This is a genomic window from Aliikangiella coralliicola, assembly GCF_007004725.1.
GTDB lineage: Bacteria > Pseudomonadota > Gammaproteobacteria > Enterobacterales > Kangiellaceae > Aliikangiella > Aliikangiella coralliicola.
The window spans coordinates 83,899-107,463 of the sequence record NZ_ML660166.1; the positions used below are offsets into that span (position 1 = coordinate 83,899).

General features: G+C 42.7%; 19 protein-coding genes. 1 reads left to right on the forward strand and 18 read right to left on the reverse strand.

Going from position 1 to position 23,565, the window contains the following annotated elements; translation table 11 throughout:
• Nucleotides 1–34: 34 nt before the first annotated feature.
• The 6 genes from FLL46_RS15825 to queA form a co-directional block, all read right to left on the reverse strand.
• Nucleotides 35–1,915 carry a DEAD/DEAH box helicase gene (locus FLL46_RS15825; protein WP_142932312.1) on the reverse strand — a complete coding sequence of 627 codons (1,881 nt, stop codon included), beginning with the start codon at nt 1,913–1,915 and terminating at the stop codon, nt 35–37.
• Between the two features lie 120 nt (nt 1,916–2,035).
• Nucleotides 2,036–2,977, reverse strand: a complete 942-nt coding sequence (gene secF, locus FLL46_RS15830) for a protein translocase subunit SecF (RefSeq protein WP_142932313.1) — start codon at nt 2,975–2,977, stop codon at nt 2,036–2,038.
• 15 nt (nt 2,978–2,992) lie between these two features.
• Nucleotides 2,993–4,882 carry a protein translocase subunit SecD gene (secD, locus tag FLL46_RS15835; RefSeq protein ID WP_342779804.1) on the reverse strand — a complete coding sequence of 630 codons (1,890 nt, stop codon included), beginning with the start codon at nt 4,880–4,882 and terminating at the stop codon, nt 2,993–2,995.
• Nucleotides 4,883–4,966: 84 nt separating this feature from the next.
• Complete coding sequence (yajC, locus tag FLL46_RS15840) at nt 4,967–5,293, reverse strand: preprotein translocase subunit YajC (RefSeq protein WP_142932314.1); 327 nt, start codon at nt 5,291–5,293, stop codon at nt 4,967–4,969.
• A 109-nt stretch (nt 5,294–5,402) separates the two neighbouring features.
• The gene (tgt, locus tag FLL46_RS15845; RefSeq protein ID WP_142932315.1) at nt 5,403–6,521 is read right to left on the reverse strand and encodes a tRNA guanosine(34) transglycosylase Tgt; all 1,119 of its coding nucleotides are present in this window, start codon (nt 6,519–6,521) and stop codon (nt 5,403–5,405) included.
• Nucleotides 6,522–6,683: 162 nt separating this feature from the next.
• Nucleotides 6,684–7,793 (reverse strand): tRNA preQ1(34) S-adenosylmethionine ribosyltransferase-isomerase QueA, encoded by a 1,110-nt coding sequence (gene queA / locus FLL46_RS15850; protein WP_142932316.1) that lies wholly within the window; start codon nt 7,791–7,793, stop codon nt 6,684–6,686.
• A 218-nt stretch (nt 7,794–8,011) separates the two neighbouring features.
• On the opposite strand from queA, the gene FLL46_RS15855 reads away from it, so the two are divergent.
• Complete coding sequence (locus FLL46_RS15855) at nt 8,012–8,581, forward strand: hypothetical protein (protein ID WP_142932317.1); 570 nt, start codon at nt 8,012–8,014, stop codon at nt 8,579–8,581.
• Between the two features lie 121 nt (nt 8,582–8,702).
• Here the strand turns inward: FLL46_RS15855 and FLL46_RS15860 are convergent, their stop codons facing one another.
• From FLL46_RS15860 to murJ, 12 genes are all read right to left on the reverse strand, one after another.
• Nucleotides 8,703–9,116 (reverse strand): type IV pilin protein, encoded by a 414-nt coding sequence (locus tag FLL46_RS15860; protein ID WP_142932318.1) that lies wholly within the window; start codon nt 9,114–9,116, stop codon nt 8,703–8,705.
• A 10-nt stretch (nt 9,117–9,126) separates the two neighbouring features.
• Nucleotides 9,127–13,233 carry a PilC/PilY family type IV pilus protein gene (locus FLL46_RS15865; RefSeq protein WP_142932319.1) on the reverse strand — a complete coding sequence of 1,369 codons (4,107 nt, stop codon included), beginning with the start codon at nt 13,231–13,233 and terminating at the stop codon, nt 9,127–9,129.
• Nucleotides 13,234–13,309: 76 nt separating this feature from the next.
• Nucleotides 13,310–13,849 carry a pilus assembly PilX family protein gene (locus FLL46_RS15870; protein ID WP_142932320.1) on the reverse strand — a complete coding sequence of 180 codons (540 nt, stop codon included), beginning with the start codon at nt 13,847–13,849 and terminating at the stop codon, nt 13,310–13,312.
• A 63-nt stretch (nt 13,850–13,912) separates the two neighbouring features.
• A complete protein-coding gene (locus FLL46_RS15875) occupies nt 13,913–14,719 on the reverse strand; it encodes a PilW family protein (RefSeq protein WP_142932321.1) in 807 nt (268 codons plus the stop codon).
• Nucleotides 14,716–15,294 (reverse strand): type IV pilus modification protein PilV, encoded by a 579-nt coding sequence (pilV, locus tag FLL46_RS15880; RefSeq protein ID WP_142932322.1) that lies wholly within the window; start codon nt 15,292–15,294, stop codon nt 14,716–14,718. Before pilV ends, FLL46_RS15875 begins: the two co-directional genes overlap by 4 nt.
• Nucleotides 15,288–15,731, reverse strand: a complete 444-nt coding sequence (locus FLL46_RS15885; protein WP_142932323.1) for a GspH/FimT family pseudopilin — start codon at nt 15,729–15,731, stop codon at nt 15,288–15,290. The genes pilV and FLL46_RS15885 overlap by 7 nt, the downstream gene beginning before the upstream one ends.
• A gap of 258 nt (nt 15,732–15,989) precedes the next feature.
• Nucleotides 15,990–16,919 carry a 4-hydroxy-3-methylbut-2-enyl diphosphate reductase gene (gene ispH, locus FLL46_RS15890; RefSeq protein ID WP_142932669.1) on the reverse strand — a complete coding sequence of 310 codons (930 nt, stop codon included), beginning with the start codon at nt 16,917–16,919 and terminating at the stop codon, nt 15,990–15,992.
• A 95-nt stretch (nt 16,920–17,014) separates the two neighbouring features.
• Entirely contained in the window at nt 17,015–17,470 is a 456-nt protein-coding gene (gene fkpB, locus FLL46_RS15895; protein ID WP_142932324.1) for an FKBP-type peptidyl-prolyl cis-trans isomerase, read from the reverse strand.
• Entirely contained in the window at nt 17,454–17,987 is a 534-nt protein-coding gene (gene lspA / locus FLL46_RS15900; protein WP_142932325.1) for a signal peptidase II, read from the reverse strand. Before lspA ends, fkpB begins: the two co-directional genes overlap by 17 nt.
• Nucleotides 17,980–20,850 (reverse strand): isoleucine--tRNA ligase, encoded by a 2,871-nt coding sequence (ileS, locus tag FLL46_RS15905; protein WP_142932326.1) that lies wholly within the window; start codon nt 20,848–20,850, stop codon nt 17,980–17,982. Before ileS ends, lspA begins: the two co-directional genes overlap by 8 nt.
• A 37-nt stretch (nt 20,851–20,887) precedes the next feature.
• Nucleotides 20,888–21,835, reverse strand: coding sequence for a bifunctional riboflavin kinase/FAD synthetase (gene ribF, locus FLL46_RS15910; RefSeq protein ID WP_142932327.1), 948 nt, complete (start codon nt 21,833–21,835; stop codon nt 20,888–20,890).
• Between the two features lie 133 nt (nt 21,836–21,968).
• The gene (gene murJ, locus FLL46_RS15915) at nt 21,969–23,510 is read right to left on the reverse strand and encodes a murein biosynthesis integral membrane protein MurJ (RefSeq protein ID WP_142932328.1); all 1,542 of its coding nucleotides are present in this window, start codon (nt 23,508–23,510) and stop codon (nt 21,969–21,971) included.
• Nucleotides 23,511–23,565: the final 55 nt, after the last annotated feature.

Consider the following 23,565-nt stretch of genomic DNA (forward strand, 5'->3'; position numbering starts at 1 on the left):
ATAAGCAGTTTTCACTACTCTTCATTTCTCTTTATCATTTGTCGCGCTTACGAGATTTTCGCTCGCCTTTTTTACGGTCTTTTCGATCACCTCTTTTATGACTGTCCTTCGCTTCTTTGCTTTTATTTTTACCTGATAATTTATCCAGAGAAAACTCTTTTGCTCGAGTTAGATTCATTGCAATACCGCAAACACGAACTTTCTTTAAATGGGCCAAGCTTTCCTTCGGCATTCCTTCCGGGAGATCAACCGTGGTAAATTCATCGTAAATCTTAATATGGCCAATATATTTGCTTTCAACATTGACTTCGTTAGCAATTGCTCCAACGACGTTGGCAGGTTTAATACCATTCTGAAAGCCAACCATCAGCACAAAGCGTTCCATGTCGATATCGGGAAAGTTTTCCAGACGCTCAGCCTTTTTCGAAAAATCTTTACCGGAGCGACTAAATTGTTCTTTTCCTTTTCTTTTATTTTTTCTTTCTCTTCCGTAATTATCGGCGTTATCTCTCGACCTTCTATCCTCTCTCGGTGAAGGTAAATCTTCCAACAACAATGGCGTCTTATCGTGCGCTAAACTTGCCAGAGCTGCAGCGACATGTAATCCGGTTTGATTGGTTTCATATTGATAGGCTTCTAGAATTTCAAGATAAGGCTGCAGTTCGCCAGACTCAATTTTTTCCGTAATTTTTAACTTAAATTTTTCTACCCGTTGATCATTAATGGTATCGGTAGATGGAAGCCCGATGCGCTGAACTTTTGTGCCAGTCACTCGTTCAATCAAAGAGAGCATTCGTCTTTCGCGCGGTGTCACAAATAAAATTGCAGTGCCTTCTCTCCCTGCTCTTCCAGTGCGGCCAATTCGATGCACATAAGACTCTACATCTTGTGTAATATCATAATTAATTACATGAGAAATTCGCTGTACATCCAGGCCGCGCGCAGCGACATCAGTGGCAATTAATATATCCAGCTTCCCTCTTTTCAAGTGTTCAATGGTTTGCTCACGAGCTGATTGCTGCATATCACCATTAATCGCAGCGCTGGCATATCCACGTGCATTGAGTTTATCCGCAAGTTCAACGGTCGCAGTTTTGGTTCTTGCAAAAATAATCACTGCGTCGGTTTCTTCAACTTCTAATATTCGTGTTAGTGCATCTAATTTATGATTATTGGAAACTGACAGGTATTGCTGCTTGATGGTAACTGCTGTCGTCGTTTTTGTTTTAATTTTTATTTCTTTTGGCTGAGTCAAAAAACGATCGGCAACTCGTCTAATTTCTTTAGGCATAGTGGCAGAAAACAATGCGATTTGCCGATTTTCAGGCGTTTGTTCCAAGATCCACTCAACGTCTTCCAAAAAGCCCATACGCAACATTTCATCTGCTTCATCTAACACCAGCGTATGCATCGCATCCCAGACTAATTTACCGCGGCGCATATGGTCCATAATGCGACCAGGAGTACCGACAATGACTTGAGCACCACGTTTTAATTGTCTCAGCTGCTGCGACATGGATTGGCCGCCATATACAGGAAGTACCTGAAACCCAGGTAAGTACCTCGAATAGGTTTTAAAGGCTTCGGCTACTTGAATTGCTAGTTCACGCGTCGGAGCAAGAACTAATGCCTGTGGTTTAGAATTACTCAAGTCGATTTTAGCTAACAACGGCAAAGCAAACGCAGCTGTTTTACCAGTTCCTGTTTGTGCCTGACCAATAAGATCAACTCCGCTTTGAAGCACTGGAATACTGGCTGATTGAATTGGCGATGGCCTTTCATAACCAATTTCGGTTAACACTTTTAAGATTTTTTCCGGTAATGATAACTCACTAAATGTAATGCCATCTGCTGCTGTATTTTTTTCTGGCTTAGGCGCGGCGTCAGACTGAGACGTGGTATCGGATTGAGACATGAAGACTTCCTGAGATTAGGTCGATGACTAATTATAGTCAAACAATTTGTAAACTGTTATAAACAAAAAGCTCCCGCAATATTTGCGGGAGCTTTCAAAAGATAAGAGAAGAAAGATAAATTACATTAAAGCTTCTTGATCGGCGCCTTCTTTTTCAACTTCTGGCGGCATCAGATCTTCTTTACATATGCCGAGGGCAAGAGCAACATTACTAGCAACATAAATAGAAGAGTAGGTTCCCACTAATACCCCCATTATTAACGCAGTTGCGAAACCGTGTATGGTGGCCCCCCCAAGGAAAAATAACGCAAGGAGTACTAGCATCGTTGTAATCGAGGTCATAATTGTACGTGAGAGCGTCTGGTTTAACGAAATGTTAACAACCTTTGAAGAATCTTGCTTTCTGAGTTTTAAGAAATTCTCACGAATACGGTCAAATACAACAATCGTATCATTAAGGGAGTAACCAATAACCGCCAAAACTGCTGCTAATACTGTTAGATCGAATTCCATTTGAATAAGAGAAAACAGTCCAACAGTTATCAACACGTCATGGGCAAGTGCCGCCACCGAGCCTAACGCAAATTTCCACTCAAATCGCAATGAAACGTAAATTAAAATACCGATGAGCGCTACGATAATGGCAAGGCCACCTTGCTCAGTTAACTCCTCACCGACGCTAGCACCAACAAACTCGATTCGATGCATCTCGACGTCTGCTGAGCCTTTCTTTAACACTGCGTGAACTTCATTACCAATTTTGCTGGAATCTTTTCCTTCGACCGGTGCAAGACGAATAATAACGTCGCGAGCGGTACCAAAATTTTGCACCATTATTTTGCTAAATCCAGCAGCATTAAGATCCGATTTTATCTTGTTAATATCAGCATCTGACTGATAACCAACCTCTATCAAAGTTCCACCAGTAAAGTCCAAACCAAAATTTAAGCCTTTGGTTGAAACAGTCACAATAGAGGCAATCATCAACAACACCGAAAATACTGCTGCTATTTTTTTAAATTTAATAAAGTCAATGTTCAGATTTGATTTAAGTATTTTCATAATCTTGCCCGCGCCCTATATAGAAATCTTATTTAAAGCTTTGCCACCGTACATTAAATTAACGATTGCTCGACTACCGACAATAGCGGTAAACATAGACGTTAAAATACCGATGAACAAAGTAACCGCGAAACCTGCAACAGGACCCGTGCCAATTCCGAAAAGTACCAGCGCCGCAATTAATGTTGTCACGTTCGCATCAGCGATGGTTGAAAATGCTTTGTCGTATCCATTATAAATTGCCTGTGCAGGGTTGGTTCCCTCTTTTAATTCTTCACGGATACGTTCAAATATCAGCACATTTGCGTCAACAGCCATACCAACGGTTAAAACGATACCGGCAATACCTGGTAACGTCAGCACTGCCCCAGGAACAAGCGACATTATTGCAATAATGAATACCATGTTACTCACAAGTGCAATGTTGGCAACGATTCCGAACGCGCGGTAATAAATCAACATAAAAATAAGGACTGCAACAAACCCGACTAAAATCGAAGTTTTACCTAATTCAATATTTTGTTGACCAAGACTTGGACCGATAGTCCTTTCTTCTACAATATAAATTGGCGCAATTAAAGAACCGGAGCGAAGAACTAACGCTAAATCATGAGCTTCGGTCGGTGTAAACTGGCCGGTAATTCTAAAGCTGCTACCTAAAGCGCTCTGGATATTTGGGGCACTCGCCACCTCTTTTTCTTCATAAGTCGAAACTAATTTTTGTTCGCCATCGACTTCTTCGTAAACCCCTTTGGTTTCAATCATAACGATGGCCATCGGCTTACCAACATTTTTAGACGTGGTCGCCAGCATTTTACTGCCGCCTTCGCTATCGAGTTTGACATTAATTTGAGGTAAACCACGCTCGTCAAATCCAACCGTTGCGTCGGTTAAATGCGTCCCGTCAACGATTACAGATTTGCGAACCGCAATATTTTGCTTACCTCTTTCCATGATAATTTCAGAACCCGCCGGCGCTCGCTTTGGGTTATAGCCCGCAGACTCATTAACTAATCTGAATTGCAAAGTTGCTGTTTTACCAATGATCTCTTTAGCTCTGGTAGAATCTTGCAAACCAGGCAATTGAATGAGTATTCGGTCGCTACCTTGTTGCTGAATAAGCGGCTCGGCCACACCTAACTCATTAATTCTGTTACGTAAAGTGGCGATATTTTGCTTGATTGCATAGTCTTTAATTTCTTTGATTTTGGTTGGCGTTAACGCGGCAACAATTTCAAATAGATTTCCTACTTCGCGAGTTCGGGTAGTCAATTCCGCGAAATTCTGACGAAATACAGATTCCGCCTTATCTCTTAATTCTTCGCTTCTGAACTTAGCAATCAAACCTAAATCTTTTGCCCGGGTGACAGATGCGTATCGCACTTTATCTTCTCGCAGTCTTGTCTTGATATCACTGATATACTGTTCTTCTCTCGTTTTCAGTGCTGACTCCATATCTACTTCCATCAAGAAGTGAATACCGCCACGCAAATCAAGACCTAGCTTTAACGGAGCTCCACCCAATCCTTTTAACCATTCTGGTGTCGCCGGCGCAAAGTTTGGCGCTACCACAAACCTTCCTTTATCTTTCACAAACTCCTTGATGATATCTCTAGCGCTCAACTGGTCTTCAGAACTGTTCAAACGAACCAGGACTTTTCCTTCTTCATTAGACGATGCTTTAATAGTGATACCTTTATCTGCTAGCTCCTGCTGCATTTCCTTAAAAAGGTCATCGGTTACGGCTACGCCTTTTTCGCCAGTCACCTGAACAGCGAAATCTTCACCATAAATATTCGGTAGCGCATACAGAATCATTAAAGATAATAGGACAACCAATAACCCGTACACCCACTTTGGATAGGTGTTAATTGGTCTCATGTGAGTTTGGTTTGAAAACATCATGTGAAAGCTCTTGTTTTAAATACTGCTTGTTAAAATACAGCCTGTTCTTATAGAAAAAGCCCGCAATAATGCGAGCTTTGATCATTATTCATTAACTGCTTTTATCGTTCCCTTTGGCAAACTGGCAGTGATTGAGTGCTTTTGAAACTTCATTTCGACGCCTTTATCGACATTAAGAACAATAAAGCTATCGGTAATTTTGGTCACTTTGCCGAGTATACCTCCGCTGGTTACCACTTCATCGCCTTTCTGAATGGCTTCAAGCATATTTTTATGCTCTTTCTGGCGCTTACTCTGTGGGCGAATCAGCAAGAAATAAAACACGACCGCAAACAAAACCATCATGATTAGTGAACTATATCCGCTTGCACCACCCGACGCTGGTGCTGCCATCGCATTACTTATAAACATTTCGTTCCCCTACTATTCTCTATTAAAATCAAAATCTGCAATAGTCAATTGCTGTTGAATCAACTGCTAGCCCATTGAACCCACTAACAACATATAGCATCAATGGCGCTCAATTTTCGAGCGGCGGTACAGGTAAGCCGCGCGCGGCGTAAAAATTTTCGACAAAGTCGCACAATGTACCTGTTTCTATAGCCTCACGCAAACCTTTCATTAAATGCTGGTAATAATGAAGGTTATGGATGGTCGCCAATTCAGCGCCAAACATCTCACCACATTTATCTAGATGATGTAAATATGCTCGACTGTAATTGGCACAAGTGTAACAGCTGCAATTATCGTCAATTGGTCCAGTGTCTCTTTTATTGGGACTGTTTCGCAATCTTACAACTCCAGTTGAGGTAAAAAGGTGACCATTTCGAGCATTTCTGGTCGGCATAACGCAATCAAACATATCGACCCCACGCCTGACAGCCTCAACGATATCTTCAGGCTTACCAACTCCCATTAAGTACCTGGGCTTGTCGGTAGGCATTTTCGGCGTCAGATTATTAAGTACCAGGCGCATTTCTTCCTTTGATTCCCCTACTGACAGTCCGCCGATAGCGTAACCGTCAAAGCCTATCTTAGTGAGCCCTTGCAGCGAAACTTCTCGCAGCTCAGGGTACATTCCCCCCTGAACAATTCCGAATAGCGCTGACTTATTATCTCCATGAGCAATCTTAGAACGCTCTGCCCAGCGCAAACTAAGCTCCATCGACTCCTTAGCTTGCTTTTCAGTTGCTGGGTATGGCGTGCACTCATCAAAAATCATCACAATATCTGACCCCAGCGCTTTTTGGACCTGCATTGACTCTTCAGGGCCTAGAAAAACTTTATCTCCATTTACTGGTGAGCGGAAAGTCACGCCTTTTTCACTAATCTTTCGTAACTCTCCCAGGCTAAAAACCTGAAAACCACCAGAGTCCGTCAATATTGGTCCCTGCCAATTCATAAAATCGTGTAAATCACCATGCATCTGAATGATTTCAGTGCCGGGTCGAAGCATTAAGTGGAAAGTATTCCCTAATATTATCTCAGCACCGGTTTCAACAACTCTCTCTGGCGACATCCCTTTAACTGAACCATAAGTTCCAACCGGCATAAATGCAGGCGTATTAATAGTGCCACGCTCGAATGACAGCTGACCTCTTCTAGCCTGACCATCGGTTGCTTGTAGGGTAAATTTCATTAAACCTCTCACTTTATCTTTTACTAGCTCTATTCTATATACTCGTGACTTAGTATGTTTTGGGCGTTGTCTGGCGCTAATTGCTAACGACCACTTTTTAACTGTCACTTTTAACCAAAGTTTTGGTCGAGTACTACTCCGAATATCTCTTATTTCATGCCTTTACTTTGTTTCTTTTTCTGAATCTTCTGTATTTTGAATAAACATGGCATCGCCATAACTAAAAAAGCGGTAAGCTCTTTCAACTGCTTTATTATATGCGTCCAAAATAAATTCTCGCCCAGCAAAGGCGCTCACCAACATTAATAAGGTTGATTCAGACAAATGGAAATTGGTTACCAGGGCGTCCACCGATTTGAATTGATAACCCGGATAAATGAAAATATCAGTTTCACCACAACAGGATTCCAATTGACCTTTTTGCGATGCGGACTCCAGGCAACGCACTGAAGTTGTTCCTACGGCAATAACGCGCCCTCCGTTACGGCGAGTGCGTGAAACCAACTCAACCACAGATTCTGGCACTTCAAACCACTCTGAATGCATTTGATGTTCGAGAATATTATCAACTCTTATCGGTGAGAAAGTGCCGGCGCCCACATGTAATGTCACGAAGTCAGTCTCAACACCTTTATCATTAATTTTCTTGAGTAAAGCTTCATCAAAGTGCAGTCCTGCCGTTGGTGCAGCTACCGCGCCCTGTTTCTCAGCGTAAACAGTCTGGTACCGCTGCTTGTCCAGTGCTTCTGTTTCGCGGCGAATATAAGGCGGTAGCGGCGTGCTCCCGTAGCGTTCGACCAGCTCTAACAATGGTTCATCGGTTTGACTTTCCAGTTTGAAAAAAGCACCTTCACGGCCCACGACCACTAACCGGAAATCATCAGCCAAGATTATCTCCGCGCCTGGTTTAGGCGCATTACTTGCTCTTAATTGCGCAATGCAAACATCTTTATTCGATAAATCATCTTGTCCTGGAATATGAGCATCTTTTTTAACACTTTCATACCGGCGCGGAATAATTCGTTCAATCAGCACTTCTACTTTACCACCGGTTTCTCTGCTCCCCTGGAGGCGCGCTGGAATCACCTTAGTATTGTTAAATATCAGACAGTCGTTGGGTTGTAAAAAATCAACTAAATTAAAAAAGTGGTGGTCGCCAACTGTCTGGGTCTTTGGATCAATGACCATCAGTCGGCTATCGGTGCGATTTTCGCTCGGCTGGTTCGCGATCAATGAGTCTGGAAGCTGAAATTGGAAATCTTGTTTACGCATATCGAGTTTGAATTGCAGAGTGTAATAAGTGCCAGTGAAAAATTTTGACCTTCATACTCAAATCATGAATACCTGAACTTGAAAAACCATGTTTGGAAGTTGGAAGCCAAATATATAACACTACAAATGAGCGGCGATGGATTTTAGCAGAAAATTGGCACTGAGTATTACTAATTTAGGGAAAGAATCGCATATTTTATGGTCTTACAGATTAGTGTATGATGACACTATCACTGACCAATACAACAAATCATATGAAAACACTTCAATGGTTCTTAACTCTAGCTGTCGCAACAACAACCCATCAGCTAAAAGCAAACAATAATGATATTTGTGATACCAGATTATTTAAACAACTCGTTAATGCCGAAAAAAGCGGGATTGAGCGCCCCGCACTAAAGCCTAGCAAATCATTGAACTTCTTAATTTCTGAATATGAAATTTTATGTCCAATGCAAGTTGAACGAGATTTCAACGGCGATAATCAAATCGATTGGGTCGGTATCATTAAGCAAAATGGCCAATTCCATTTATCAGCTTACCTGTCGGGAAAAAATCAATACCGGCTAGTACAAATTAAACAATACAAAACCTTGCCTAATAATCAATACCTAGAAGCTTACACTGAAAAAAAACTACGTGAATCGACCGGAGTTATTGGCTTTGCGGCGGGCGTTAAATATGCCGTTGTAGAAAACAAACTTGGAAATGAAAACTCAGTTGCTTATATCTGGAATGGCAAAACTTTAGAAAAATTGGCCGAATTTAAATTCGTTCCTAATTTTTAACCATTAGTGTTATTTTTGAAATCGATAAAAAAATACCTGCCATAAGGCAGGTATCTCACTTAAGCTTGTAAGCTAGCGCAGAACCTAAAAGTATCAACTAGCCTTTACCTGCTCATATGTTTCAGCAGTCGTTGGAACCTTCCGGCCAGCAATTTTTCCCATTCCAGGTTCTTAGTCCGGTATTGGTTAGCGTTAAAGCGCTATCTTTGCCAGCCATAGAACCAACAGGTGTCGCCGTCAATGTATAAGTGCTTGCAGTATCCACGACAGTCAAATCATAGTATTTTGCTCCGCCGTCAACAGGAACCTGTATGGCAAAGACATCACTCAGGCCATTAGGCAAGTCATAACTATAATTAGAAACTCTAAATCGTTCCATCGCTTGTGCAGCGTTTATCAACGCCGCCATTGCTTCCGAACGCTTAGACTTAATAATGTGTTGCTCATAAGACGGGTATGCGATGCTCGCCAACACAGCAACTATAGCTACCACAATAATTACTTCTACAAGTGTAAACCCTGAATTATTTTTCATAAATTAGCCTCTAGTTACTCCAGCGATATCCTTGAATACCCTGATTAGTAGGGGGTAGGAAAGGATCAAGATTACACTGAGTACCAACACAAAGTCTAGGTTTTACGCCATCACTTGTACCTTCAAGAAGTACCTGTGGCGGCGGTGCAATACCAACGGACACCAAATCCTGATACCTGTCTGACTCGGTTAGGTTACCATCGAAGTTAGTATCCACATAAGGGTTCCCATCAACAATTCTTAGACCATATATTCGACTTCCACCCGCTGCAGCCTGACAGGTTGAGCTTGCGCTACCTGGGGGTAGATAAGTAGTAAACACAACCGCATTATTGAAAGTAATAGATCTTTCTATCACCTTCTCACCAGAGCCAGAGAAACCAATATACCACCCATTTTTAGGATTATTTTCATCGTTAATCACTTCCGCAGCGTCAGACTCACCATCGGAGTTAGAGTCGCCAATCAAATTAGTAACGTCAACGAGATCACTCATCGTTACATCCATATCAAAGGTTCCTTTAAGAACGCCTTCGTCTCTAATCATATAAAAATGATCAGTAATATTTTCGTCCAATGGATGTGCTCGATATCCAGAGCCTAAAGACACAGAAATAAAGCTGTTATCAATTAGCTTGATTAGCGCAGCGTCAACAGGATAATAAAATCTTCGATTATTCGCGACATCAGCTGCAGTTTGAAGAGAGGCTATCCGGCCACCCTTTATCGTTTTCGACTCTTTATCCACGTCAAAACGGAAAACCTGTGCTTTAGTATCTGATGCGTACATATGGTCAATCAGATCATCACCATCCAGATCAAAGGCAGTGATATCTGAAGGAACGGCGTTCATCGATAGCGGCCCTTCACTTTCACCCGGGTCAACAGCACTGTCTGATGACCATAATAATCTTCCATCAAGCGCATCAGCGATATAAACAATATTTCCTGTTGTATCGGTTGCAGAGGCCGTACCCGCAAGGTCTTGACGAGTATCGTAACCACCACCAAAAATCATCACTAACTTGTCAGAATTCACGCCTGTCAGATCCATTTTTCCTATAGCTGGTTTTGACCAAGTTTGCGCTAGACGTGCGTAACTTGAAGCCGTCTGCCCAGGACCCACACTTGACTCACCAGAGATAATAAACTTCAATTCCGGCGCCGATGGATCGGAAATGTCAAGCGCATAATAGCTACGTCCACCTCTTCTCATTCCAACATAAAGATAAGCTTTTTCAGTGCCTACATCGACAAAACCGTTATTATTGGCGTCATCAATATAGATACTAATCGCACCATCCATTCCGTAATTATGATCGCTCCCAATTCCCTTTTGAATCGCAGAAAGCTTACCGAGTAATTCTTTAGGAATAAATGCCCAGCTTTCAGTCCCTTGATTCACATCAGAATCAAAAGCATGTAGGAAACCATCGTTCGTTCCGACATAAATCATACTTTTATCGCCAGCGCCTTTATAACTCACAATAACAGGCTGGGAGTGAAGCGGCTCACCCAAATTCTTATGCGCAGGCGTATTGCTTGGGTCATCCACATCGTAACTGGCATGATCAACGTCATAACCCAATGACCAGTGGATTATTTTCTTTCGATCATTTTCATCGATAGCACCTAACATGGCAGTGGTGATGTTAGTTGTATTAAATCGATTACCGCTAGACGTTAAGTCTGTCGAAATTAAGTTGGAGTATATTACTCGTGAATTGGTCAGCTGTTCTGCAACACCACCTTGTTCAACATTATTTCCGTCAACTACATCAGACCAGTAACTTTTTGAAGTTTTAGAAAACTCTGAAGTCAGGCTGTCGATTGCATTGTTACTATTAGCATCCACAATTTCGCCGTTGGATAACCGATATCGCTTAACATTACCTGGCCAGACGCTTTTCGAATTCGGGCTGAACAATGAAAAATACAACTGGTCGCTGTGAGTCAATCGATTGTATTGGTTCACGGTTACACCCGTGGTTACGAAAGTCGTACTCACCGAGGCTATCGAATCGACTATCGTTTTTAGTACGCCAACCAATTGATCTTTCGATTGTGCTGAGTAGTGTCCACCACCACCTGCGTCGGCCATTAACCGCATTAACTCGGGATCTGCGCCGGCACCAAAACCTATCATATGAGTATTAATACTTTGTTTACCAGGAAGACTCGACAAGTCGTTATTGTGCAAATATCCAGCAATATCAACGGCACAGTTCGCTTTAGGGTCACCTCGGTCACAAGATGAGCCGCCAGTCCAGGCACTAAATATCGTTTCAGTTTCTGTGTGATGGCTCGTCGGCGCACCGTCAGTCAAATAAACAATATGATTCGTTTGGCAAGATTCTCTAATTGGCGATATGTACTTCGCGTTACCAATAATCTCTTCATCCGCACAATCGCTTGCATTTGGATTGTCAGCAGTACAGCCCGCCGGAGTTATCAGGGTACCATTTTCATAGGATAAGTTATGGCTCACTCGGTTGCTTTTATGGTCATTTCTGGTTTTACCAAATACCACTGGCTCACCTTTAAAATACAGCCCAGCTTCCGCAATGGTTGCAGCTATCGGCGTATTACCGGTTGCGGGTAAATCCTGCACAGCTCTTTTAAGGTCTTCTCTTAAAGTCACCGTGCCCGGTGTATATTGCGATTCATAAGAAATAAATAATTTTGCCGCACGCTCCGGACTACCATCATAAGTATATGGCCTTCTTAAACCTGTAGTCCCGTCCATTACAAATGCCATATCCCCAGATGAGTTCCAATCCGAGCGGTTGACTACCTCCTGAACAATATCTTTAAGTTGCGGTGTTTGGTGAACTCCATATTGACTCCAGCTAGGCAAACCAGACCATGTTGCGGAAGCGGAAGTTAATCCGATTGCAGCGCTGGTCATACTGGTATTTAATGCTGGAGTGCCATCATCAATTGCTTTAATGACCATACTCGCGGAGCTCGTGTCATTTTGACCCGCAGTCAATTCAATATAGGCGTCAGTAATTACCGCATTACGAGGGACATTAATTCCGGTAAATCCAAACGCCACTCGATTTCCAGAAGTAATATCAACATATCCATATCCATCGCCGTATAGCTCTTCAGTATCATGAGCACCGTCGCTTACTTGTGACGAAGCTTGGCCAACATAACAACCAGACGCACCTGATGGTAATGTGGTATTATATTCAATACGTATTCGCGCAGCCGTTACCGTATCACTATTTTCGTCAGCACCACCAGATGCCGCTTCACCTTCAGCACTATAAGCAACTCTTGCTGCGTTTCCGCTTCCTTCAAACAACAGCACCAAATCATTACCACCACACCATGCAGGTTGATCAGTAACCTCTTGAACAACTTTTGCTAAGTCATCTGTTGTATAAGAATTTCCATTAGTCCAATCACCTGGAGTCCAGGTAACAGACTCAGCGGTTACTCCTGTCATTCGGCTTGAAATATTGGTAGAAGCACTGGTGAGTATGGGAGCAGAGGTTGTTTTTTGTGCCACAACTTTAATTTGTGCTGCCCCGGCTGAATCGCCGCTAGCAGTGAAAGAAACAGACGCCCTTCTAATACTGGCCCCTTGAGGTATATTTAAATCGGTGAATCGAACCGCAGTATATTTTGACGAAGCACCATCAAAAACTAGTTGGTTGCTATTAAGAAAAACGACCGATGTGGAATCTTCATATCCATCATTGGCACCAATTGTAATTTCCTGCTCAACGATTGGTGTTGCCGGTAAGTCAATATCTGAAACCGGAAATAAAACGGGACCACCACGCGCTCGACTATCAGAGCTATTTCCGCGAGTAAAACGCATCAAACCAGCGTTAACATTAGTCAAGTCTGTCAACAAATCATCCATTACCGCTTTAACAATCGTTATTCGTCTATCTTCAACCGCGGCATTCGAGTTACCTTGAATATCCCATTGCATACTACCGGAGGTATCCACGATAAACATAACGTTAGGTTTAATGTCCTTGGTGGAAGACGAAGGCGCGAAAAAGACTTCGGTATCATCGGCAGCAGCTTGAAAACAACAAAAGCTGTACACCAAACCAAATGTAATATTTCGCAATAAACAACTGAATTTTTTCATTGCCTTAACCTCCGGCAAAACAAATAAGAATTTTTCATTAAAAGTCACACAGATTTTTAATCAAACATCACAATAATTAATTACAGGCCGTGATTTCTCTCGCCCACATTCTGGTCGTCTCAGATTTAACAACTTCCCCACCTTTCAGTAGTTGTCCATCGCCTTGAAGCAAATAGTTGCGGCAACCGATACTTGCACCACTCGAAGAAATCCCTAAACTAAAACCACCACATGATTTATCACAATCATCTAAAATCGTTGGTGTAATCGTCGCGACTAAACTTCCACTTCCAAAATCACCATCGATAAAAGCATTCGCAACACGTACACCATCTTTGTCATACTTTCTGTTAACAATTGCTCCAGTAGTTCTCAACTCAAATAAAACATGATTTGGATCTATACTAGTTCCCGTGTTGGCCTCGGCGACAAACGCACCAACGGCACTTTCAGCGGTACTAAATGTCATATTGTCTAAATGCATATTGGCAGCCATCCGCTCCTGCAAACCACTTCGCTGAGAAGCCGACAAACCAATGACCGTTAGCACTAACAACATTATCAGAGCCACAAATAACGCGACTCCTGATTGTTTTTGATAAAAACCTTGTTTCATAGTTACTTTTCTCAATCTATTTATTCCAACACAGATAAATGGCTTTACCTAAGAACCTGAATTCTAAAAGCCAGACATACATTTGATCGTTTCGTCCGAATTAGTCAGTATATTGAACGCTGAATTCGGCATTGGAATGGTTTTCTGAAACAAACGCCGCATAGATCTATCGTTGAAATTAAACGCTTGATCCAAAACCTGGAATTGTTCTGCTTTGTTTTCTGGCAATATTTCATTATCACTTCGAAGTAACAACGCAATTCTCACAGCTAGTACATTATTAACTAAACCAGCATTATTAACTTCCTGTCTTGTCATATATCGATCAACCAATCCATCTGGACACACACGCTCAGTTTCAACACCATATAAAACTTGAAAACTTTCCACATCCGCCACTAAGGGCTGTGCTGTTCCACCAACGCCCATACCACGACAAACCAGCTCATTGTTGTTGTTCACGGAGAATTGGTTGGTCACAATTCCGCCCAACACGACATTGCCGTTGCAATCAATATTATTGACGCCGTCATTCGCTCTCACGTAAGTCAAAGCGATAGTGTCATTATTTGCACCATCAGCAGAATTTAAGAAATCAATCGCAGGCCTGACTTCATTAGCAGTAGGGTCACTCCAACCAGCCATTTCTATTTGATCACCAAGAAACATCAGTGCAAATCGTCCATCTTCCTGAATAGTGGCTAACTCATCTTGCATGGTGTAGTTTTGATTAGAACCAAGAAATAATTGCAGTACGCCTCCCAATAACAACAAACCCAAAACACCCGCAATTAATAATTCAACGATTGAAAAACCGCCCTGCTTTTTATGAAATGCGCTACTTTTGTGAGCAATTCGAAAATGATTCACGGTACTAACTCCATAATCATACAGTTGCGGTCATCTGACCCGGTAAGTGCCTGACAGTTGGCATTGACCACAGTTACATTGCCCGTATCTTGCCTACCTTCCGCGGAATCCCAATCAACGACAATTGTTAAGCGAATCCCGTTGTTGATAACTCGAACTTGACCATCGGGTAATACACTGTCTTCAGCGGCAGCAGAGCAAACTTCCCACATATCAAATATTGCAAGTTGAGCCGGAGTGCAATCATTGGCACCACGACACATTGTTTCCGGATCGGCATCACACGCTAGCGCTGCGTTATTGCCGTTGTGATAAAGTGCCAAAAAATTCGCATAGGTAATGTTTGGGTTGGCCATCATTACAGCTGTTTTCGAAGCTCGGATACGAGAGGCATAATCTTCTGCAATTGAAGTCGCCTGGGACGCGAAATAGCCTTCTTGGTTACTTGATACACTTGAAACCTGAAGCGCCGCAACCCCAAGTAGACCGATACCAAGAATTAAAGTCGTTACAAGAATTTCAATTAATGAAATACCCGACTGCTTTTTTGCAGATAGCTGGTTGTTCACTAACATGAGGGGTTCTCCACTACAGACACACTGCCACCTGTTGACACTGTAATATCACGGCCAATTCCTCTATCATCGCATATTTGCATTGTTTCAACAGTCGATGGAAACGAACGATAACCGTTCGCCTGATAAGTAACAGTTCTCAACGTTAAACTAATCCCATCCCCTGGTGGGTTAAAAGTATTCAGTACGGCGTTATTGGTCACATCGAACACCTGCCAGCCACCGCTGCCATTATCTTCGACTCGCACCGTTGCTCCCAACTTAACAGCCTCAGAACGTGCAGTATTAAGCGCACCGATTAAAAGGTTAGTATTTGAGGTTAGCCTTGAGTTTTTGATCGTTGTGTTAAACGCAGGAATCGCAATCGTAGTCAAGATTCCAACAATCGCAATGGTGACAATCAATTCCAGTAAGGTAAAACCCAATGTGTTTTTCATGTGCTCGTTTCACTTAAAATAGAGACAGACAGATCAAAAAAGATATCGTCTGGATAAACTATTATTCCAAACAGCTAATATATCAACCTAACTCCGATAGTTGTATGTCTTTAAGGGATAAGTGGAGAGAATTCAAGGACATGTGTGACGGACGTCACATTCATTCTTAAATGTAATAAAAACTGCTTTTGTAACACTAGCTATTGATAAAAATAACGCCATTAAGTTAACCAAAAGCCAAAATTCACAGAATAGGGTCTAGCGCAACTCTATCGGCACAGGAAAATACATATTTTCAGGGTTTTCAGAGACAAACTCAGCCATTTTTCCGCCCTGTTGTTTAAGTTTTTCAATGACTTCTTCGACGAGAATTTCGGGGGCAGATGCACCAGCCGTCACACCAACACATTGAATACCGGACAGCCACTCATCTTGAATTTCCGCTGCATTATCAATGAGATAAGCCTTACTTCCCTGATGTTCGGCAAGTTCTTTTAATCGATTAGAATTTGAACTGTTTTGGCTGCCAACAACTAAGATCAACTCCGCTTCTTCCGCTAGTTGTTTCACAGCATCTTGTCGATTTTGAGTTGCGTAGCAAATGTCGTCTTTTTTAGGTCCTTTAATTTCAGGAAACTTCTGTTTTAGTTGCGCTATCAGACCTTTAGTTTCATCAACTGACAATGTTGTTTGTGATACGTAAAAAAGCTTATCTGGGTTTGATACATCAAGTGACTCAATATCCGCAGAGTCCTCAACCAGGTACATTCCGCCTGAGGAGTTAGCATATTGCCCCATAGTGCCTTCAACCTCAGGATGTCCTTTATGCCCGATTAACACGCCATCTTCACCGTTTTTACTCTTTCTCACTACTTCCATATGAACTTTGGTGACTAAAGGACAAGTTGCGTCGAAAACCCGAAAACCTCTTTGCTTTGCTTCGTCTTTCACCGCTTGTGAAACCCCATGCGCACTATATATCAAGGTACTCTCTGGCGGCACGTCGCTCAGATCTTCGATGAAAATAGCACCTTTTTCCTTAAGGTCATCGACGACAAATTTGTTATGAACCACTTCATGTTTCACATAAATAGGTGCACCGAAAAGGTCCAGGGCACGATTAACAATTTCTATCGCTCGATCAACCCCGGCACAAAAACCTCGGGGATTAGCAAGAAGTATTTTCATCATTTTTTCCGTAACTAACTAGTTTATTTTTTATTAAAAACAAACATTTAAACCAACATACGCATTGTAAAGCAATTGATGTCAATTAAGACCAACTACGCCGCAATCTGTTTGATTTCTAATTCAAAAATAACCGTTTCACCCGCTAATGGATGATTGAAATCAACTTTCACCGATGTTCCAAGAATTTCTCGAATAATACCGGGGAGCTGATTGCCATTAGGTTGCTCAAAGGAAACAATTGCGCCTTTCTCCAGTTTAACATCTTGCGGGAATTGGGAAATATCCATGAAGTGAATATTATCTGGAACCGACTCGCCAAATGCATCTGCCGGGCCTAGTTCGAAAGTTAATTTGTCATCTATTTTAGCGCCGATCAGGTTTGATTCAAAAGCCTCACTAAAGCTCCCATCACCCAAAATCAGCCAGCTCGGCTTACCATGAACCTTGGTACTGTCAGCAACGCTACCGTCTTTGAGTTTAATTGTCACATCAGCCAACACACGACAACCAGAAGTTACCTGCTCACATAATTCACTTCTTTCTAACATCTTGCTTCTCTTCTGGATTGATAAAACTATCTATCAACATCATCGCAGCACCTAGCAAAATAACACTATCTGCAATATTAAATGCCGGCCAGTGATAATCCTGATAGTACCAATCAATAAAATCAACCACTTCCCCCAGTGTGAGCCTATCGTACAAATTACCCAGCGCACCAGCTAGAATTAACGCCAGTGCACAAGAAAGCCATTTTTGGGCTGCAGGTATGGTGTACATCCAGTACAGAATCCCAAGACTAACGAGGATGGAAACCGCACTAAAGAAAAACACTTGCCAACCACCTGCATCTGCTAAAAAAGAAAACGCAGCGCCCGGGTTATAACGAATAACCAGGTTAAAAAACGGCATAACTTCAATGGTTTCATAAGGCTCGATATAAGCGACCGCGAGGTGTTTAGTGACCTGATCAACAATAAAAAACAATATGGTTAGCCACAGCCACTGTAGCCCAGTTTGCAGCGGCTTTAACTTCTCAGTACTAACTAAATCGGCGTTAGGCATAAAATCTCTGCTCTCCTTCACCATCAACATTGACTACGCAACGACCGCAAAGCTCAGGGTGCTCTTCATTCTGCCCGACATCTTCTCTGCGGTGCCAACAACGGACACATTTGGTGTGTTCAGAAGCAATAATCTCTAGCCTCAAACCAGCCATTTCTGTTTCGATACCTTGACTTTGAAATTCATTTTTAGCAGAACTATCTTTCTCACTGACAACCTTGGCCTGAGAAGTAATTAATACAAAACGTAATTCATCCTCAAGTTTTTTCAAGACAGCGCCAATTTCATCTGAAACGTAAAGCGTTACTTCAGCTTCTAGCGAAGAACCAATATCGTTAGTTTTACGCATACTCTCAATAGCTTTATTACATTCTGTTTTTACCTGGTCAATTAACTTCCAGTCGTCTTCTGTTATCGCTGCATCCTCTGCGTTTTCGAACAAACCTTCGTACCAGGTTTCCCAGAAAATAGAATCTTCTTTAACTCCTGGGATTTGTTGCCAGATTTCGTGTGCGGTAAATGAAAGCACCGGCATAAACCATCGGCAAACAGCTTGCACGATATGATAAAGCGCCGTTTGACAAGATTTATGTGCCAGGGAACCACTCTTAGCGGTGTATTGGCGATCTTTAATGATATCGAGGTAAAAACTTCCCATGTCGAACGAGCAGAAATGATGCATCGCATTTGTTGCCATCAGAAAATTATAATCATCAAATGCATCTTTGATTTCATTTTGAACCTGCAATGCTCGTGCAACCGCCCAACGATCAAGCGGCAACATTTCTTCCGCTTCAACCATATCAGTTTCAGGGTTAAATCCTTTCAAATTAGCCAGGAAAAAACGCGCTGTGTTACGCATTCTACGGTATTTATCAGCCGTTCGTTTCAGGATCTCATCTGACACCGTAATTTCAGAGCGATAATCAGTTGACGAAACCCACAACCTCAATATATCGGCTCCCAATTTATTGATGACGTCCATTGGTGCAACTACGTTACCCAAAGACTTGGACATTTTCACGCCTTTCGCATCCACGGTAAAACCATGAGTTAGTACAGTTTTGTAGGGCGCATGACCATTCATCGCTAAGCCTGTCAGCAACGAAGACTGAAACCAGCCTCGATGTTGATCTGACCCTTCAAGATAAAGATCCGCGGGCTCTTCTAGCTCATCGCGTCTTCCCATAACGCAAGCATGAGTCACGCCAGAATCAAACCACACATCGAGTGTGTCCTCTATTTTGTGGTATTGAGATGCTTCGTCACCGATCAGTTCCTCAAGCGGCAAGTCAAACCAGGCTTGCATGCCTTCTTTCTCAACGCGTTTAGCGACATCTTCCATCAGTTCTGTTGCTCTTGGGTGCAATTCTTCTGTTTCTTTGTGAACAACCAAACACAAAGGAACACCCCAGGTTCTTTGGCGCGAGATACACCAGTCAGGTCTACCATCAACCATTCCTTCGATTCGCGCCTGTCCCCAATCCGGCACCCAATTGACCTCATTAATCGCATTCATTGCCAAACCACGCAGACCATTTTTCTCCATAGAGATAAACCATTGCGGCGTCGCTCGAAAGATAAGTGGAGTTTTAGTTCGCCAGCAATGGGGATAGCTGTGCTTGAGTTTGTCTTTTCGAATTAAACGCCCTTTATCTGCGAGTAACTCACAAACAGGCTCATCAACCTTATAGACATGCTCGCCAGCGAAACTTGGTGTTTGTTCTGAATAAACACCATTTGGACCAACCAGATTTAAAGTACCGATGCCATATTCTTTTCCTACCACAAAATCTTCAACACCGTGATCAGGGGCAGTGTGAACCAAACCGGTACCCGCTTCGGTAGTCACATGTTCACCTAAAATTAATGGTACTTCTCGATCTGCAAATGGGTGACGCAGCTTCTGGTTTTCCAGCTGCTTGCCAGTGGCAGTGGCCACAATTCGAAAATCTTCAATTCCCCAGCGTTGCATAATATCGTCAACCATTGTAGCCGCCAGCACAACGCGCTCTTTACCGACTCCCAGACGAGGATCAGTTTCACTGGTAGCATCGAATTCAACTAAAGCATACTCAAGCTCAGCATGTGCGGAAACTGCCTGACTGGCCGGTAAGGTCCATGGGGTTGTTGTCCAGATAACAGCTGAAACAGGTCCTTCGCCTTTATCCGACTCGACCGCTGTGAACTGATTTAAAAATTCGGCTTCATCGATTGGCGAATAGCGCACATCAATGGAAAATGATACTTTGTCCTGATATTCAACTTCAGCTTCCGCTAATGCAGAACCACCAACCACACTCCAGTAAACCGGTTTGAAGCCTTTATGCAAATGGCCATTATTAACAATTTTTGCTAACGAGCGGATAATATCGGCTTCAAAGTCAAAATTCATGGTGCGATAAGGATTATCCCAATCGCCCAGAACACCTAATCGAATAAAGTCTTTTTTCTGACCTTCGACTTGTTTCGCGGCATAATCGCGGCATTTTTGGCGAAATTCAGCGAAAGGCACTTTAACACCGGCCTTGCCTATTTTTTTCTCTACTCGATGTTCAATGGGTAACCCATGGCAATCCCAACCGGGGATATAAGGCGCATCAAATCCACTCAGCGTCTTACTTTTGATAACAAAGTCTTTGAGTATTTTGTTAACCGCGTGGCCAATGTGGATGTCACCGTTGGCGTATGGAGGGCCATCATGTAGTGTGAATTTCGGACGGCCATCACAGGCCTTTCTAATCGCTTGATACAAACCATCTTTAGTCCACTTGGCTAATAACTTTGGCTCCTTTTGAGCCAGGTTGCCGCGCATCGGAAAATCGGTATCCGGCAAATTTAAAGTTGGTTTGTAGTCTGTCATACTATTTTAATCCAATAAGTTAATTCTAATTACTAATTTAGCGACTGATATCGACCTTCTGAATTAGCGCTTTTGCCTGACTAATATCCTTCGCTATCTGCGCTTTTAATTCATCAATGCCAGCAAATTTTTGTTCCGCTCGGATCGAAGCCAAAAAATCGACCGACAATTCTATCCCATAAAGCGTTGGGCTGACACCCAAAAGATGGACTTCCAAGCGGTAATTATTGCCATCAACTGTAGGTCTTGAACCACAATTAGCAGCTCCCCAGGCTTGCTGTTCAACCCCCTCTTGCAGCCAACGGCACTTTACCAGAAACACCCCGCTTAATGGAATTCTACGGCGCTTAATAGCGACATTGGCAGTCGGAAAATTAAGCGTGCGGCCTAATTGCTGGCCATAACCCACCTTCCCGCTCATCGAATAACGGCGACCAAGCATTTTTTCTGCAAATTCCAATTCACCGCTCGCGAGCTTTTGGCGGATTAACGTGCTGCTCACTCGCTCTCCATCAACCAGGATGCTGTGAGTTGGCTCAAGAGTATATTGACCCGAAGCCATTCGCTCCAATAACTGAAAGTTACCTTGCCGCCGGTGTCCAAAGCGAAAGTCATCACCGACAACCAAATGTTTAATTTTTAACTTTTCGATTAATATGTCGTTGACGAAATCTGCCGCATCCATTTCTCGTAACGCCTGGTTAAACTGTAGAACCACCAGCTTATCTATCCCTAATTGACTCAGCTGCTGATACTTTTCCCTGAAACAGGATAGCCTCGGCGGGCATTGATCGCCCATAAAAAACTCTTTGGGGTGAGGCTCAAACACTAAAACACATGACGGCAAGCCGAGTTGCTTCGCCTTTTTAATCAATCGTTCAACTATCGCCCGGTGTCCAAGGTGGACGCCATCGAAGTTACCAATGGTGGCAACGCAAGCAGAAGGTTGACTTTGAAGGTTAATTAACCCTCGGATTAATTTCATGTGAGTGCTAAATATTGGTGCTGCAAAAGGGCTGGATTATATACCAGACAGTCCATGGCTGATAGAGGCTATTCGAGAATTAAAATACAGTTTATCAGAGCAGCCCGGACACCTGCCTGGTGCACCGGAAAATTTATGCGTGACGAAGATCTTTCATTCTTACGCCAAAGATAATAAGTGACAACGCATAAACACCAACAGCGCCGATAACCAGCACCGCCATATGCCATCCTCGCTCAAACATCGTCCAGCCCTGCCACAATTCAATATCCCCCATAAAAGCAGTAATAAAACCGATTAAAACCAGGTTAGCGCAAGCGAGTTTGATAAACCATACTTTCCAGCGGCCGTCAGATTTAAAAACTCCAGCACGTCTCAAATTAATAAATAGTAAAGATGAATTAACCAACCCGGAAATCGCCGTCGCTAGTGCTAACCCAACATGTTCTAACGGATAAAACAGGATCAAGTTAAATACCATGTTCGTCACCATGGCGATAATGCCGGTTTTCACCGGAGTCTTTGTATCCTGCCGCGAAAAAAAGCCGGTTGCTAAAACCTTGACCAACATAAATCCAAGTAACCCGATAATATATGCTTTCAAGCTTAATGAAGTGCTATGAGCCGACTGCAGCGAAAATTCACCGTGTTGAAACACCGACAAAATAATGGGTTCAGACATCATAAATAAGCCGATTGTCGCCGGAATACCAATCAGGAAAACCAGTCTTAGTCCCCAGTTCATGGTTTGATTAAAATCTTCGGCGTTATTGCTAACGTGTTGTCGAGATAGCGACGGCAAAATCACCGTTGAAATGGCTATAGCAAAAATACCGAGCGGAAATTCCAGCATTCGATCAGAATAATAAAGCCAGGTAATACTCCCCTCCTTTTCAAGGAACGAAGCGATAACGGTATCTAACAATAGATTAATTTGAGCGACGGAAACGCCAAAAAGCGCAGGTCCCATCAATGTCAGAATCTTTTGAACGCCATCCGATCGCCAGCCCCATTTAGGTTTGACCAACAATCCTTCGCGCCACAAAAACGGCAATTGAAACAAAAGCTGGGCAACACCTGCAGCGAAAATTCCCCAGGCCAAAGCCATGGCAGTGGCATCGGGTAACGCAGGAGAAACAATAATAGCCGCAGAAATCATCGAAATATTTAACAGCACCGGAGTGAAGGCGGGAATCGCGAATCGGCCGACACTATTTAAAATTGACCCGCAAAACGCCGTCAACGAAATAAACAAAATATAGGGAAAAGTAATTTTTAATAACAGTGATGCCAAGGCAAATTCGTCTGGCTTGCCAACAAACCCAGGCCCAAACAACGACACTAATAACGGCGAACCAATCACGCCGATAAACGCAACGGCCGACAATACCAAACCGAGTGTGCCAGCAGTTTCCGCAATGAGTTTTTTGACTTCCTGAAGTTCTCGATTCGTTTGATATTCTGATAAAACAGGAACAAATGCTTGTGAGAAAGCGCCTTCCGCAAACAATCGACGTAAAAAATTAGGGATTTTCTGTGCAACCAGAAAAACATCAGTGACCCAGGTAGCCCCCAAAAGATTAGCCATGACAATATCTCTCACTAATCCCAAAATTCGAGATAAGAAAGTCATAGAACTGACAATAATGCCTGATTTTAATAGTTGCTTTGTCATTGAATCCTCATTTTTATTGATAAGCAACCGAACTCAGAAAGTCCCGAAGAAAAAA

Excerpts from the sequence above, each read along its gene's own strand:
- queA (WP_142932316.1), bottom strand. The coding sequence starts at position 7,793 with ATGCGTAAACAAGATTTCCAATTTCAGCTTCCAGACTCATTGATCGCG.
- pilV (WP_142932322.1), bottom strand. The coding sequence starts at position 15,294 with ATGTTAGTGAACAACCAGCTATCTGCAAAAAAGCAGTCGGGTATTTCA.
- ribF (WP_142932327.1), bottom strand. The coding sequence starts at position 21,835 with ATGAAATTAATCCGAGGGTTAATTAACCTTCAAAGTCAACCTTCTGCT.
- FLL46_RS15860 (WP_142932318.1), bottom strand. The coding sequence starts at position 9,116 with ATGAAAAATAATTCAGGGTTTACACTTGTAGAAGTAATTATTGTGGTA.
- lspA (WP_142932325.1), bottom strand. The coding sequence starts at position 17,987 with ATGCCTAACGCCGATTTAGTTAGTACTGAGAAGTTAAAGCCGCTGCAA.
- yajC (WP_142932314.1), bottom strand. The coding sequence starts at position 5,293 with ATGTTTATAAGTAATGCGATGGCAGCACCAGCGTCGGGTGGTGCAAGC.
- FLL46_RS15825 (WP_142932312.1), bottom strand. The coding sequence starts at position 1,915 with ATGTCTCAATCCGATACCACGTCTCAGTCTGACGCCGCGCCTAAGCCA.
- ileS (WP_142932326.1), bottom strand. The coding sequence starts at position 20,850 with ATGACAGACTACAAACCAACTTTAAATTTGCCGGATACCGATTTTCCG.
- FLL46_RS15855 (WP_142932317.1), top strand. The coding sequence starts at position 8,012 with ATGATGACACTATCACTGACCAATACAACAAATCATATGAAAACACTT.
- fkpB (WP_142932324.1), bottom strand. The coding sequence starts at position 17,470 with ATGTTAGAAAGAAGTGAATTATGTGAGCAGGTAACTTCTGGTTGTCGT.
- FLL46_RS15865 (WP_142932319.1), bottom strand. The coding sequence starts at position 13,233 with ATGAAAAAATTCAGTTGTTTATTGCGAAATATTACATTTGGTTTGGTG.
- murJ (WP_142932328.1), bottom strand. The coding sequence starts at position 23,510 with ATGACAAAGCAACTATTAAAATCAGGCATTATTGTCAGTTCTATGACT.
- tgt (WP_142932315.1), bottom strand. The coding sequence starts at position 6,521 with ATGAAATTTACCCTACAAGCAACCGATGGTCAGGCTAGAAGAGGTCAG.
- ispH (WP_142932669.1), bottom strand. The coding sequence starts at position 16,919 with ATGAAAATACTTCTTGCTAATCCCCGAGGTTTTTGTGCCGGGGTTGAT.
- secD (WP_342779804.1), bottom strand. The coding sequence starts at position 4,882 with ATGATGTTTTCAAACCAAACTCACATGAGACCAATTAACACCTATCCA.
- FLL46_RS15885 (WP_142932323.1), bottom strand. The coding sequence starts at position 15,731 with ATGAAAAACACATTGGGTTTTACCTTACTGGAATTGATTGTCACCATT.
- secF (WP_142932313.1), bottom strand. The coding sequence starts at position 2,977 with ATGAAAATACTTAAATCAAATCTGAACATTGACTTTATTAAATTTAAA.
- FLL46_RS15870 (WP_142932320.1), bottom strand. The coding sequence starts at position 13,849 with ATGAAACAAGGTTTTTATCAAAAACAATCAGGAGTCGCGTTATTTGTG.